Annotated in this window: 10 protein-coding genes and 1 pseudogene; 5 read left to right on the forward strand and 6 right to left on the reverse strand. The window is 43.8% G+C overall.

Translation table 11 applies throughout. The features are described 5' to 3' along the window. Positions 1-253: 253 nt before the first annotated feature. From ACVBIK_RS17530 to ACVBIK_RS17555, 6 genes are all read right to left on the reverse strand, one after another. Positions 254-1525: an O-antigen ligase family protein gene (locus tag ACVBIK_RS17530; protein ID WP_447170190.1), complete on the reverse strand. Its 1272-nt coding sequence runs from the start codon at positions 1523-1525 to the stop codon at positions 254-256. Beyond that, positions 1483-2892, reverse strand: a complete 1410-nt coding sequence (locus tag ACVBIK_RS17535) for an exopolysaccharide biosynthesis protein (RefSeq protein WP_447164337.1) — start codon at positions 2890-2892, stop codon at positions 1483-1485. Before ACVBIK_RS17535 ends, ACVBIK_RS17530 begins: the two co-directional genes overlap by 43 nt. A gap of 25 nt (positions 2893-2917) precedes the next feature. Further along, the gene (locus ACVBIK_RS17540) at positions 2918-4213 is read right to left on the reverse strand and encodes a polysaccharide biosynthesis/export family protein (protein ID WP_447170191.1); all 1296 of its coding nucleotides are present in this window, start codon (positions 4211-4213) and stop codon (positions 2918-2920) included. A 15-nt stretch (positions 4214-4228) separates the two neighbouring features. Beyond that, positions 4229-4591, reverse strand: a complete 363-nt coding sequence (locus ACVBIK_RS17545; protein ID WP_447164339.1) for an STAS domain-containing protein — start codon at positions 4589-4591, stop codon at positions 4229-4231. A 780-nt stretch (positions 4592-5371) separates the two neighbouring features. Next, on the reverse strand, positions 5372-5761 hold the full coding sequence (locus ACVBIK_RS17550) for an ATP-binding protein (RefSeq protein WP_447162588.1): 390 nt from the start codon (positions 5759-5761) through the stop codon (positions 5372-5374). Positions 5762-5771: 10 nt separating this feature from the next. Then, the gene (locus ACVBIK_RS17555; RefSeq protein ID WP_447170192.1) at positions 5772-7001 is read right to left on the reverse strand and encodes a SpoIIE family protein phosphatase; all 1230 of its coding nucleotides are present in this window, start codon (positions 6999-7001) and stop codon (positions 5772-5774) included. 265 nt (positions 7002-7266) lie between these two features. Between ACVBIK_RS17555 and ACVBIK_RS17560 the strand changes: the two genes are divergently transcribed. The 5 genes and pseudogenes from ACVBIK_RS17560 (at position 7267) to rfbD (ending at position 15479) form a co-directional block, all read left to right on the forward strand. Next, complete coding sequence (locus ACVBIK_RS17560) at positions 7267-8052, forward strand: phosphate/phosphite/phosphonate ABC transporter substrate-binding protein (protein ID WP_447170193.1); 786 nt, start codon at positions 7267-7269, stop codon at positions 8050-8052. Further along, positions 8052-11609 carry a PAS domain S-box protein gene (locus ACVBIK_RS17565; RefSeq protein WP_447170194.1) on the forward strand — a complete coding sequence of 1186 codons (3558 nt, stop codon included), beginning with the start codon at positions 8052-8054 and terminating at the stop codon, positions 11607-11609. Before ACVBIK_RS17560 ends, ACVBIK_RS17565 begins: the two co-directional genes overlap by 1 nt. A 161-nt stretch (positions 11610-11770) precedes the next feature. Then, entirely contained in the window at positions 11771-13294 is a 1524-nt protein-coding gene (locus ACVBIK_RS17570) for a sigma-54-dependent transcriptional regulator (RefSeq protein ID WP_447170195.1), read from the forward strand. A 256-nt stretch (positions 13295-13550) separates the two neighbouring features. Further along, positions 13551-14302 (forward strand): annotated as a pseudogene (locus ACVBIK_RS17575) (PHP domain-containing protein). Positions 14303-14342: 40 nt separating this feature from the next. After that, the gene (gene rfbD, locus ACVBIK_RS17580) at positions 14343-15479 is read left to right on the forward strand and encodes a dTDP-4-dehydrorhamnose reductase (protein WP_447170196.1); all 1137 of its coding nucleotides are present in this window, start codon (positions 14343-14345) and stop codon (positions 15477-15479) included. Positions 15480-15509 lie beyond the last annotated feature (30 nt).

A 15509-nucleotide genomic window follows, 5' to 3' on the forward strand; every position in this document is an offset into this window, starting at 1 on the left:
TGTGATGGGCTAAAGCCCAACCTACAAAGATGTAGGAAGGCAGTATTTCAAGTTGATGTCTATATTTTGTAGGTCGGCATTTATGCCGTCTATTTATGTATTGGTTTGTTTGTGATGGACTAAAGCCCTGCCTACATCAAGCATAGAAGGTCAAAGCCGGTACTGTTCCGCTGTTGATTTCCTAGCAGCGAAGCGTCCTAGAATCTAGGACCTTGTTTATATAGTCCGTCCTCGCAGTGAGCTTGCGAACGCCCTAGGTCCTAGTCCCTTCCTTTAACCTTCCTTTAGAACCTTCTTTTAAAGCGGCCCCGACAATGACAAGCCCTGGCCAGAACAGGTAGGCAAGGATCTCTAGATTTTCACCAAATGTGTATAAAATCAGCTGAAAGATAATCGCAACGCCAACAGCGCTTAGGCGCGAGCTAAATAGGGTTTTGAGTAGAGCAAGCAGGCTTACAAGTAAAGGAACCGCTAAGGCGATAGCGCCCACAATGCCTTTAACAAATAATAAGCCGTACCAGGTATGATGTGAACCGATTGGCATATATTCAACTAGATGCGGTCCGCGTTCGACAATGCCATGGCCCCATACTACCGCCTCGTTTGCCCAGCGCTCTAGGGCGATATTAGCCAGTTCTTGGCGAACCCGGGTCGAGCCTGCACGGGCAGCTTTAAAAGCCTCTACACTCTGTTGCACCTTGTCGACGACATAAAGACCTGAACCGCCAAGTAGGAGTAATAGCGGGCTGGCAACAAAGTAAATCCAAGGTGAGCGAAACCAACGGATAAACATGAAAAAGCCAATCAGTAGTAGATAGCAGACTAAGGCTAAGCGTGATTGCGATAGCAAGATCATACAAAAGCTGCCCGCAAAGCCATAAAACTTAAATCGTTTAGACTTCTCTTGCAGGGCAAAAGTAAAAAATAGGTTGCCTATCATGCCTAGGGCGGGAGCCCAGGGGGTAAAGAGTCGCCACCTGGGGAGGCCGTTAGCGGGATCAATTTCATATAAGCTGACATTAAAGAACTCTGGGCCTGGGCCACCAATAATACTCAGCGGGGAAGTATAGAGTGTAGCCGGGAGCTTAATGATCCATGCGAGTATGAAGATGGGCAGTAAGATCAGAGTGTGTTTGCACACAATACAACATGCTCGGTAGATAAGCTCGGGACGGATCTTTAGGCTGCCCAATAAAGGAAATATTGCCAACAGCGCCCAGCCTTTGGCCCAACCGATACTCGACTTTATCAGTTTGGCTAGACCTAAGTCGTTTGTTAGGTGACCTATTACCAATGCGAGTAACATGATTGCCATAGCGACAATCCAACAGGCTTGTGTTTTGCTAACGGTATAACTCTGGTGATCCAGCAAGGCTCGTTTAACCATGCGCAACAGCAAGATCCACGCTATGACGGGGGCGACCAGATACATGGCGCCTAACAGCCAAAACAGATAGGTGCCAGTGATCGCTCGCCAGATAATTAATTCGTCAGAATTTTCTGGAGTATTGGTTTGCGGATCCATAGCATTACCATTCCTGCAATTAATGAGATCGAAGCTGCAATCCCGCCGACTATTGCTAGCAGGGTACGTAAATTATCGGGTTTCTCGGCTAATGATGGTGGGGCCATCAGTTGCAATAACGGGTAGGCTGCGTAGATGTCGGCTTTACCTATGTCCATTTTTGCAAGTGCGGAGGTAAATACTGCGGTAGCGACCTGATGCTCCCGCTGTAGGCCTTCGAGTTTGGCTGCATCATCATTACTGTCGTTGAACCTATGATCCCATGCATGGATCTGATCAGATAGGGCATCAATTCGGTGCCTTAGCCCTTCGGCTTTGGTGTTGAGCGATAGCAACTCTTGCATGAGTTGAGCACGGCCGTCTAAGTCATCAGCCGATAGCATTAACATCAAGCGCTTATCATTATAGCCAAGCAGACTTTTACAGCGTTTACTTAGGGCGGCCAGAATTGATAATTGCTCGTTTTGGTAGGTAACGACTTTTGGGTGACGTTTGCCAAACCGACTGCGGTATTCGGCTAGAGTTGCGGTAACATTGGTATAGCTGATAAGAAGTTGCTGGAACAACTGATCATTTTTAAGCGTAAGTAAGCCAGCCGCCTGCTTGGGGGTTAAGCCTAAGTGTATTTCGAGCATTTTCTGGCTGGCTTTCACGCCTTGTAACTCTGAGATGAGATTGACTTTGTTATGTCTAAGTCTTTCCATGGTCAAAGCGAGCTCTTTAAACTGATCGAGTGACACTAGACCATGTGCTGACTGAAACTCGAGTAATTTATTCTGGGTTAAATGCACTTTATTGGCAAAAGTGGCCATGCCTACTCGGATGGCATCCTCACGTTGCTCAATTTCATCTCGGCGCAGCTCAGCTAATAATGCTTGTAAACTATGATAATGGGCCCAGGCTTTTTGCTGTGCGTCTTTGGCTGTTGCGCCTTTTATACTAAATTTCATCATCCCTGTTTGGTTAGGAAGTGTTAGTTTTGGCATGCCAAATTCGCTGCTTTTAAGGTGAAGTGTTTTAGCTGCTGCATTAATAAGGGGCTTACTATTTGCAATAGATTTGTAATTAATTCTAGGGTCGATAGCACTACTTGCATAAGGCGAGTTGGTAGAGCTATTAGCTTGGCCCACACTATCTAGGCTGACTAAGGCGCCGGCACCAGCCCCAGGAAGTATAAGGATCCATTGGCTGATATAGCGACTTGGGCTTAATAGCGTAAATAGCAACACTAAAAGCCAGATAGTCAGCAGCAGTAGCGAGGTAACGATAAGATAGGCACGCTTTCTTTTTTTAGCAGAAAGTTGACTACCAGCTACAAAGTAGTGCTTTAACCATAAAAGAGGTCTGTAGGAGTGTTGTGTTGTCATTATAACCTCCTGGTTATGTCACTATTTAAAGCAATTCAAGCAAGGTTGCTGGAACGAGTACTTCGGTAATTGAACGTGCAATCTCTCGGATATTGGTAACGCGAGAGTCATAACAGGCGATCCCATCGCCAGGCATTAAAATGGGATTCATCCCGGTTTCCCACGAGTTCCTGATTAAGTCATCTATTGAGCGTTCAATCACATCGACTTGAGCGGTAAGAGGGTTTTTAGTGATCAGCAATAAATGTCTACTGGCATTAGTCGATTGCGCCCCCCCCACACAGTTGGCTGCAATCGCACCATTTAACAGACGAGTGCCGTAAGGAAATCGAGTTGCTTCAGTATCTACCGCTGATTGGGCGTTACTGGAGGCCGGCTGAGTCAGGTTAGACATAAAGACTCGAATACCCGGCGCGGTGATCTGTGATGGGCGAGCTAAAGCATCATCGAAATAATCATGTTGTGGTACATGAATGTGATCGCCAGACATCAAGGTCATGCTTGGCACAGGATAGCCGTGGATCACGCCAGATAGATCTAGGGTGAAGCTATGTTGGCCTCTGAACACAGTGATCGCTGAGACATTTGCATCAGGGCGAACTCCACCAGATGCTCTGAGCGCAGAAGCTATTGTACGTTGGCCAGCTTGGTCGCCACTGTGGTTACCATCATCATCAATAATTTCTAAGTCGGACTTTTTATTGATCAGGTGTTGACCCGGTTCAAATACGCCTCCCGATACTGTAATTTCAACAGGTGCCCACTTTAAGGGGGTGATGCTTAAACGCACGCTGCTTTTTAGCATAAACTCCTCATCGACAAGATACTGTTGAATAGTGTTTGTTAGCTCTGCAATATCAAGACCTTTCGCGTGAATCGGCTCTAAATAAGGTAGGTAGATATAGCCATCGTTATTGACTTCAACATCACCGCTGAACTCTTCTCCGTTGAGCACCTGGATCTTGAGTCGGTCACCTACAGATAAGCGAATATTTTGCGGAAGATGTAATGCTTGCTGAGATTGCCCTGCATGCATTAACCATGTGTTGCTCATTTCAGTATTAGATCTATTTGGGCTAAGGTTTTCAGCTTTGGCTCCCTTTATACTGCGCATATATGGTGTGTCGCGACTATAAAAATGACACTGAGTCATATTGTCATCGCTGTTACCCGCACAGATTTGAGACTCTTCTGGGTGATGGGGGGTGACACAAGCCGAGAGCAATAAACATAGCAAGCCTACGTGGCTTAATGAGCCTAACTTGTGTGAGCCTAGTTTGTGGATGTTATTCTTTTTTTGCTTGCTGTGATTGGGAGTCATAACGGCGGCCTCAACTTATATTACGTTTTCATCGGCAAGCTCATTGCAAATGTATTCAATGGCAGCTGTTTCATCTTCATAGATGGAGAAAATTTGATGCAAACGGGTAAGCTCAATGAGTGAACGCACTCCAGCTGTTGGTGAGAGTAGTACAATTTCACCCTCTTCTTTTTCTACGCGTTTTAACGCTGAGATGAGTACTGATAGCCCACTAGAATCGATGTACTCTACTTGGTGAAGGTCGATAATTAACCGCGTAATCCCTGCATCAATTTGTTGCAAAATTGCAGCTCTGAGCGTTGCGGTTTGAGTCATTATCACTTCAACCGGTAGGGTGATTTTACAGGCATTGTTCTGAGGTAATTTGGAGAAAAACATATCGCCATCCTTAAAAATGCACTTGGCATTTTGCTTGGTTATCTGAACAGGTATTAAATTTGTTGGTGGTTACTCATTTTTTTACTTGTGGCTTTTATTTACACTTCTTTCAATTACATATTTCATTTACACATTTATTCTATTTACACATTAAGCTAGCAACTCTAATGCCAGTTTTTATCTTATTGTATTTATAGGTTTTTATTGTTTTATCAACACAATGACGCAGACAGCTAAGTGATGCTCTTTATTTGCAATGCAAAATGGGAAAGGGCATTAAAGGCTAAGAAGGGGCCACGCTTCGAGGTTAGAGGTTAGAGGTTAGAGTGCCAGAGAGCTGAGAGCTGAGAGCCAGGAGCTAGGAAAAGCTAAGGCTGAATAGAGGAATGGCCGGTGGCCTTACAGTATTCGGAGCGTTCGCAAGCTCACTCACAGAACGCTTCGCTGACGGTAAAAGCTAAGAAGAGCGCTGCGTTTCTAAGAAGTGACTAGGTTTATTAAGCCACAATCCTGGGAGAGTGTCGCTTTGGTCCTGCTAGTGTCTATACAAGCAAACGCGATGGTTATGAGCCGCAAAAGTCAAATAGAGTGAAGGTGGAATAACCGGGGTAAGCCACAGTACAAAGACGAACATGCAAGAGCCGACAAGTTAATTTAAACCTAAAGGTGCTGCTGTTTCATTTTGATTTGCCTAGCAGCGAAGCGTCCTCGCAGTGAGCGTGCGAACGTCCTAGGATCTCATTCCTTACACCTCATACCTGTTACCTTTCTTGCTTTACTTTAAACTGCAAGCATCAGTTGTAAGTGGGTGCCAGCAACAGTTTTTTGCATTCGTACACTGTCCATCCAGTTGTTAATTATCCATAGTCCTCGGCCTGATAGTGACTCGGCTGGTGGGCAAGTCTTTGGTGCTTCCAAGGTTTGCTGTGTAGAGTCATCGAGTAGATCGATGGTTATCTTGTGCTCGTCACAATGCAACACGATTATCATGGAGTCCAGCTCTGGGCTTGCATGCATAAATACATTTGAAACCGCTTCTAACACACAGGTGATCACCTTGAATCGTTTCGTATCGGATACCTGATTTTGCAGTAAAAATTGCTCCATCTCTCTGCTGATAGAATGGGTCGTCATGATATTGCTATTTAGATTGAACTGTAAGCTATTCATATGTATTTCCTCACATCTGAGAGCCACAATGAGCCGAGCTATTTGTGGATGAGATGAGCATGAGTGATATGTCGTCTTGTGCTTGTTTCTCTTGCCAAAGTTCTGAGCTATAGCAGAGGTAATTTAATAGTTTCTCTGCCGATAGCGATCTTGCATCACGTACATTTTTGAGTAATTTCGGTAAGCCAAAGTTGCCAAACTTACTATGGCGACATTCGTAAATACCATCGGAATAAAGCAAGAGTTGGCAGCCTTGCTCTAAGGTGAATTGTTGGCTTTGATAGTGATATTGCTTACTGATCCCAATGGGGAGTTGGCTACCAATATCTGGATCATCAATAAACTTTGCACCAGTGGGACTAACAAGAATAGGCGAGGGGTGCCCTGCATTGATTAGCTCGATGCTATCGTTTTGGGTGTTTACCATTCCGAGCAACATGGTAGCGAAGCGCCCGCACTGCTCAGGGTCGTCAAACTCTTGGTTGACCTTGTTGGCAATTTTACATAGATCAAGCGATTGCCAGATCTCCTGATGACAAGATAAGTGGTGCGCTAATGTAAAACTTAACATTGAGGCTGCAGTGCCGTGTCCGCTCACATCCAATAAATAGAAACCGATATGATGTTGACCAATGTTGAAGCATTGAAAAACATCTCCGGCGAGATCTTGAGCCGGTTTAAAAGCGGCGTTGACTCGCCATCCTGCGGTTAAATCGGTATTTTTAGGCAGTAAGGCTCGTTGTAATTGAGCGGCAGTAGAGAGATCTTGTTTTAGTTTACTTAGATAATCTTGCTCTCTTATTAACATTTGGTTCAATGCTGCATTCTGGCGTTCTAACGCTTGTTGCATCTCGATAATGCGCAGCCCCGCAAGGATCCTGACTTTTAACACGCCAGTGTGAAAGGGTTTAGCGATAAAGTCATCGGCTCCAGACTCGATTCCTTCGATGATGTGTGCGTTTTGATTATTACTGGTAAGCAATATGGTATATGGCGAACAGGGCATTGATTTTATTTTCTGACACAGCTCAATACCACTGGTGGTGGGCATCATCCAGTCGGTGATAACTATATCGACATGTTCCAGCTGGATCTGTGCTATCGCTGCTTTGGCATTAGAGAAACCTTGGGCTTTAAATCCCATCGCATCGAGTAACTGCAGTAGCAAGCAACGCTCACTATCGCTGTCTTCCACAAGGATGATTTTATACTGCCTGTTAAGCTCAGAAGATAAAGGCATCGTCTTCCTCTTGGATTGAAATTGCTAGGGGTGTTACATCAAAGCAAGCTTTATGCCAGACAACCGAAAGCTATTTACCGTTAATTTTTTAGTTGGTTGGCACAAGGATTGCTGATTACTGTAAATAAGTATCTAGTTAACTAAATAGTTAGCAACTCAATGTGTTTAAAAATAGGGATATAAGCGAATGCCTGTAATGCCATTGTTTACTAAAGCTATTGTTTTATATTGGGTTATTTTTATATCTTGCTATAGCGCCATAACAATGGCTGCAGATGTAGCGCCTAGGGTGTTGACGTTTGGCGTTGTGCCACAACAGGCAGCGAGTACTTTGGCAAGAGGTTGGGCTCCGGTTTTAGCTGAGTTGTCGCAAAATGCAAAGCTTAATTTGCAATTTGCAACAGCGCCGGATATTCCCACTTTTGAAATGCGTTTAGCAAATGGTGAGTACGATATTGCTTATATGAATCCATATCATTTCACGGTATTTAACGCATCCCCTGGCTATATCGCCTTAGCAAAGGAACAAGATAAATACATCAAAGGTCTTATTGTTGTAAATAAAGACTCCAAAATAACCAAGCTTGCCGATCTTAAGGGCAAGTCACTTGCCTTTCCGGCTCCCGCAGCTTTTGCTGCGAGCGTGATTCCTCGCGCGATTTTAAAACAGCAAGGTATTGTTCATAGCACTAAGTATGTGGGGTCACATGATTCTGTATATCTTGCGGTGGCTCAGGGGCTTGTCGATGCTGGCGGCGGCGTGGGGCGTACATTTAACAATATGGATAGTGATGTCACTGAAAAGCTAAAGGTCTTATGGAGCACTCCCGGCTACACTCCTCATGCTATTGCTACCCACCCGCGAGTATCTCGAGAACTTCGACAAGTACTACTCAGTGAGTTATTAGCGCTTTCAACAACGAGCAAAGGGCGCTCACTATTAAAGGGCTTGGGTTTTAAAGGGATGGAGGCTGCAGCAAGTGGCGATTGGGATGATGTGCGTGCGTTAGCGTTAAGTGAGCTTAACGCGCCGTTAAAGGAGAACCAATAGTGTCATTTCGAATAAAGACTATTTTAGGGATCGGAATAATCGAAGGTTTGCTGTTAATGTTGCTGGTCTATACCAGTGTTGATTATTTAAAAACCTCAAACCAAACCGAAATTGAAAAGCGAGCCAGCTCTACCGCGTCACTTTTTGCTGCTGCCGCAAAAGATGCGGTGATTAGCAGTGATTTATCCACTCTCCATGTCCTTGCTAACGAGCTACTGACAACGTCTCAGGTTCTCTACGTTAATATTTATGACCAAAACCGACTCTTGGTGAGTGCCGGCAGAATGAACGGTGAGGCTAATGGCTCACTAGACAGTGGGATAGCGAATGTTGATGACGGTATTCTCGATATTGAAAGGAGCATACAAGAATCAGGCTTTAGTTATGGCAAAGTAGAATTAGGATTTGATACGGCCCAATTAGATAGTTTTATTACTGATGCTAGAACACGTTTTTTGGCTATTGCAGCCGTAGAGATGTTCTTAGTAGCCCTCTTTTCTTGGTTGTTAGGCCACTATTTAACCCGCAATTTGGCACAGCTTAAAGCTGCATCGCAGCGAGTTTTACAGGGGGAGTCACAAGTGCAGATCCCTGTTAACAGTGATGATGAAATTGGCAAAGCCATGTTTGCATTTAATCAAATGGTCAAGAAAATAGCGGATAAAACCCAAGCGTTAGAGAGTGCAAATACTCGACTGAATACCATTTTGCAGACCGCCGTTGATGGTTTTTTTATTGTCGACCAAAAAGGGATAATAAAGGACGTAAACCCCGCTGTTAGCCGCCTTTTCGACTATAGCTCGTCAGATCTTATCGGCAGGAATGTGTCATTGTTAATGCCACCAAATGAACGGCAGCTTCATGATGGCTATATTCGGGATTACTTAGATGGAGGTGAAGCAACGATAATAGGCAAAGGTAGAGAGTTAATTGCACAGAAAAAAGGTGGCAGCCTTTTTTCAATTGAACTTTCAATTTCAACAATGTGTATTGACGACGAAGTACTATTTTTGGGGCTTGTAAAGGATGTCAGTGATGTAAAGCAAGCCCAGCTTGCAGCGCAAAGGACTGAGTCGATTTTATTAGCCACATTAGAGGAAAGTAAAGACGCGCTGATCACCATTGATACCGCAGGGAAAATCCAGGAGGTGAATAATGCAGCATGTCTACTGTTTAAACTGCATACACGCCAGATGGTTGGGCAACCGATAGGGAGTACCATCTTTACTGGGGAAGAACTCCAACACTTTGAGCATTTTTTTGAGCAATACATTACGCCTGTTCAAGCTACGAGCGTTAAGCATTCAATACAGACAAAAGCGATACGTTCGGATGGTGAAATGGTTGCAATTGAACTGACACTAATTCCAGTACAACTCGGACAGGAGATGTTATTTACAGCGTTTGTTCGCGATATTTCACAACGTATTAAGTATGAGGCACAGCTTAAATTTGCCAAAGAGCAGGCGGAGTTGGGGAGTGAAGCAAAATCTCGATTTTTAGCGACCATGAGTCATGAGATCCGTAGCCCGCTCAATGCGGTATTGGGGAGTGTGGATTTATTATTGGACTCGAGTTTGAATAAAGAGCAGCGTATTTACGCCAATACAGCCAAAGAAGCTGGGACGGCATTATTGAGCACTATTAATGATATTTTGGATTTCTCTAAAATCGAAGCCGGCCAGATGGTACTGGAAGAGAGCGTATTCTCACCAGCAAAATTAGCGGCGCAAGTTCTACAGGTTTTATCGCCAAAAGCTCAAGACAAAGGGATCGCTCTCGCCAGTTTTATAAACAAAAACGTGCCAGAAACCGTACTTGGTGACGGACAAAGACTCAGGCAGGTGCTGCATAATTTAATCGACAATGCGATTAAATTCTCTTCTGGTGGCTGTGTTGCCATTGAAATGCAGCTAGTAGCCCCCGGTAATGATGAGACTCGCTTGTATTGCAAAGTCTCAGATCAAGGGATTGGTATTATTGAGGCCGCTCAAGCGACATTATTTGAAGAGTTTAGCCAAGTACATGATTCTCATAATACAAATTATAGCGGTACGGGTTTAGGTTTAGCTATTTGTGCCGAGATTATTGCACAGATGGGAGGCAGCATTGGGGTTAATAGTCAACAAGGAAAGGGGAGCTGTTTTAGTTTTGATCTGTTACTTAAGCGCGATTGCAGTGCAACCCCCGCAGTGAATATCGTATCTCCCCACTCTCGAGTGCTTTTAGTACATCCAAACGATACGTATAGTCAATTAGTGCAAAGGCAATATAACCAGTATGGGGTGACGACCGTTTGTGTTGACAGCATTGATTGCATATTCAGCTCGTTACAGAACCAAGAACGGTTTGATCTGATTTTGATTGACGAACACTGTCTATTTGATTTGAGTGTTGCGCAGGCTAATGAGCTAAAACAGGGTTATTTATGCGAACAAGGTTTGATGGCTGCATTAATGACAGTGGTTGTGCCAGAAGCTTCTAAAATCTTAAAAGAGGTTGGTGTAGAGCAGGTTATTAATAAGCCCTTGAGCCGAGACATAATGTTAGCAGCGCTAATGGGTGAGCATGAACTAGCGTCTAAGGACGTGCAGAGTAAACCGACTACCATTGCCAATAAGCAGGTACACCTGCCTATTTTACTGGCCGAGGATAGTCCGGCCAATCAGATTGTTGCCAGTGCATTATTGAGTAAAGCAGGTTTCAGAGTGGAGATTGCAAACAACGGTATTGAAGCATTGGAGATGGCTAGGCGCAAAGAGTATGGGCTTATCTTAATGGATATGAGAATGCCCGAGATGGATGGTATCGAGGCGACTCAGAAGATATTGTGTTTTAATCCTAATCAAGCCGTTGTTGCGATGACTGCGAATGTACAAAAAGAAGATGTTGAACTGTGTATGAAGGCTGGCATGAAAGACTTTGTGCCAAAGCCGGTAAATCGAGATAATTTAGTTCAGGTTGTTAATCAATGGATTGTGCCTGCTGCCGATAAGGCTATGCTTAAGTCTGTCGTCGGGGCAGAGTTAGGGGGGCAATGCGTAGTAACCTCTTCGGTGAGTGTTTCTAATAAATCGGACTCAATGGTTCAATCGGAAGTACAAAAATCGATTGAGCCAGAGCTAAAACCAGAGCTAAAAGTAAGCCAGCAACAAGATAAATATCAGAGCGGTAACAGCAATGAGGTGCGAATGACCATTATTGACGAGAAAACACTGGATGATCTCAACGGTATGCTAGGTGAAGAAGCCATGCAACGCATGTTTATGGTTTTTTTAACTGAAGCGCAAGATAGGCTGAACACGTTAAAAGTCATCGCATCTAGCTATAAAAGCGGTAAAGATTTTGCGTTAGCAGAAATAGACCTACAGGCACACACACTTAAAAGTAGTGCTGGCAGCTTTGGTGCATTGGCACTCTCAGAGGTGGCTAAAAACCTAGAGTTAAGTGCTAAGGCAGAGGATTTACAGCAAGTTGCCACTTTACTGGATGAGGTTATAGAGGTAGGCGGACAAACGCTCAGTTTATTTCAGCAACGCTTTGGAGCAATATCTTAAGGAGGATTAACTGCTAAACTTACATATGATTAAATTTTATTAAATCTTAAGAATCAAACGCAAACGGTAAAACCCTGTTTGATTTATGTGATACCTTGTTGTTAATGATGTTGAACGACCTTTCCCCCATCTCGACTTCAATATTTATAGGCTGACTTTATATGGATATAACGAGCTCATTTACCACATTGCTAGTTGAAGACAGTATGTCGCTCGGAGCGTTATATACTGAATATCTGCGAGCAGAGGGATCGAGGGTAACTCATGTTAATCATGGGGAAGATGCCCTAAATGAACTGAAACAATGGCAACCTGATTTGTTGGTGCTCGATATTCAACTACCTGATATGTCAGGAATGGATATTTTGGAAACCGTTCAGCAAGCATATCCAGATATCACTGTCATTATGATCACCGCCCACGGCACAATTGATATTGCTGTTGATGCAATGCGTTTGGGGGCATTTGATTTTCTTGTTAAACCATTTGATGCGAAACGTTTATCAATCACCGTTAGGAACGCCTTGAAGCAGCGTCAGCTGGTCAATCTGGTGGCAAAATATGAGAGCAGTTTACCTAAACCGCACTATATGGGATTCATCGGTGAGTCACTGGCAATGCAAACGGTTTATAAAACCATAGATTGCGTTGCGAACAGTAAAGCTTCAGCGTTTATCATTGGGGAAAGCGGAACCGGTAAAGAAGTATGTGCGCATGCTATCCATAACGCGGGCAAACGCCGAGAAGGGCCTTTTGTGGCATTAAATTGTGCTTCAATTCCTAAAGATTTGATTGAAAGTGAGATTTTTGGGCACACTAAAGGGGCATTTACCGGAGCGATTGCCAATAGAGATGGCGCAGCGACCCGAGCTCATAATGGGACGTTATTTCTAGATGAGATCTGCGAGATGGATCTTGAACTACAAAGTAAGCTATTACGCTTTATTCAAACTGGCGTATTTCAGCGTGTAGGTGGCACTAAAGAAGAAAAAGTCGATGTACGCTTTGTTAGCGCAACTAATCGGGTACCCTGGGAAGAGGTTAAAGCTGGGCGCTTTAGAGAAGATCTGTTTTATCGACTGCATGTTATCCCTATCGAGCTGCCGCCATTAAGAATGCGGGGTAAAGATATCTTATTACTTGCAGCGAACTTACTTAAAGAATACAACAAGGAAGAGGGAAAGGGGTTTAAAGGCATAAGTAGTGATGCTAAGCAGTGTTTAAAGTCTTATCAATGGCCGGGTAATGTTAGGCAACTGCAAAATGTTATCAGGCAGATAGTGGTATTAAACGATAGCGAGTTGGTCGAGCTTGATATGTTACCGATACAAGTGACCACAGCCCTAGAGGCTCAGCCTGCAGAAACTTCAAAGGCTATTCAACACGCGGTTCAACAGAAGAATAGCCCCCCGGTTGGGGCGCCGCATTCAGCCCCCGCCTCTTTTCTTGACGGTATTGAGCAACCAGAGTTTGTTTCTACTGAACATTTTTCAGAAAAAACGTCAGAGACTAATAGCGATGATATTGTACCGCTATGGCTCACAGAGAAGCAGACAATCGAGAATGCGATAGCCTTATGTAAGGGTAATGTGCCTAAAGCTGCGGCCTTGCTGGATATCAGCGCATCAACCATTTATCGTAAACGCCAAACATGGGATGAATTAGAAAATAGCTTAAGCCATTAAGCCATTAAGCCATTTGGGCTACTTGAAGCAAAGTAACAGCTTGTGACTTTTTTAACTCAATAAACGTTATAGACCATTAATGATTTAGACATGATGTGTTGAGCATGGATAGGTTTGAGCATATAGATAACGCGCATACTTAGCGGGCACTTATATATCAGTGAGCTTATGTTACCGATAGAGCTATCTTAACGAAAAGAGTAGACTGGCTGTCTACTCTTTTTTTGTTTGAACCTTTTGTACAGAAGAGACTGAAATGAAATATCTTGTTGATACCCATACTCATACAATTGCTTCAACCCATGCATACAGTACCTTGCAAGAATATATTGCGATGGCCAAACATAAGGGGATAAAACTATTTGCTTGTACAGATCATGGCCCTGATATGGCCGATGCGCCCCATTTTTGGCATTTTGTAAACTTGCGGGTATTACCTAGAATGGTTGATGGCGTGGGTATTTTACGAGGTATCGAAGCTAATATTAAAAATGTGGTCGGTGAAATAGACTTCTTTGGCGATTACTTACAAGAATTAGATATTGTTTTAGCTGGTTTTCATGAGCCTGTTTTTGCGCCAAGCAATAAAGAAAATCATACCACAGCATTGATTAACTGTATTAACAGTGGTCATGTTGACATCATTACTCATCCTGGAAATCCGGCGTATCCTATCGATATCAATGCAGTTGCTAAAGCTGCAGCTGAAAGTAATGTAGCGCTTGAGATTAATAACTCTTCTTTTTAACCTCTCGAAAAGGTAGCGAGCATAATTGCTTGGCAATTGCTAAAGCGGTTAAAGACGCTGGCGGGTTGTTAGTAATGGGCTCTGACTCTCATGTGGCATACAGCTTGGGCGATTTTACACAGGCTGAGCTGATCATCGAGCAAGCTGATTTTCCTCTAGATAGGCTACTGAACCGGAGTCCTGAGGCGCTATTAGCGTTTCTATCATCACGAGGCCATGGCTCGTTAGATGAGTATTCAGTGTTACTCGAAAAATCTTGATCAAACTAAAACTAAAAATAGAAGAGATTATCAAAACAAGATGCGAATTCTTATCACGGGTGCAGCTAGTCAATTAGCGCAGGCGTTATTGTCTATAGCAGAGCTTACGCAAGTGAATATTGCACAGCGCACGGCTGCTCAACAAATGTTGCAGACCTTATTGCCAGAAGTGAGTGAATGTTTAGACCCCAGCGATGCCGTGATAGGGCTTTGTCGTCAGCAGCTAGATATTTGCGATATTGATTCAATTCGCACGGCCTTTGATACTTACAAGCCTGATGTGGTGATTAATTGCGCCGCCTATAACCGTGTTGATCAGGCTGAGTTAGATATTGAAAAAGCGATGTCTGTTAATGCTAATGGCCCTAAGTTAATTGCGAGTGAGTGTCATAGCCGAAACATTTGTATGGTGCATATCTCGACCGATTTTGTGTTTGACGGTGTGCTCAAACGCCCATACGTAGAGCAAGATCCTGCGGCGCCACTGTCTATCTATGGCAAGAGTAAACTCGAAGGTGAGCGCTGGGTAAGTGATATCTTAGGCTTTAAGGCTAAGGTTATTCGTACCTCCTGGCTATACAGTTGTAGGGGGCATAACTTTGTCAAAACTATGCAGGGATTGTTTAAAGTAAAAGATAAGTTAGCTGTCATTGCTGATCAATATGGCAGCCCAACCTGGTGTGAAGCATTAGCTGTAATGATTTTAAAGCTAGTAAAACAAACACAAACACAAACACAAACACTGGGCTCAAAAGTCAATATTAGCCGGCTGACCGAGAATTCTGGGGCAGGTGTGTGCAACCTGTATCATTATGCTGGTGGGGCAAGTTGTTCTTGGTTTGAGTTGGCAGGTGAAATTCAGCGGTTAACGCTCAGCTTCTCTGAGTCTGAGTCTGAGTCTGAGCTTGAGCCTGAACAAGAGCCTGAATCTGGACTGGAAGTGAATATAAGGTCGTGCAAAATAGAGCCTATTAGCACATTAGCTTGGCAAGCATTGCATAAGGGGTGTATCGCCCAAAGGCCACATCAAAGCGCCTTGAGTGCACAGAAGTTATGTCAACAATTAGATATAAAGCCTGAAAGCCTACTTAGGGCTTCATGGCAAGAGCAGTTACACGCTATGATTAAGGAACAAAACTTGCGAGGTGAAGCAGGTATTAGGAAAAACAGATCCTAGGTAAGGGCAAATACGGTAACAGCTGAGACG

It is taken from the genome of Shewanella sp. 125m-1 (genome assembly GCF_052977065.1).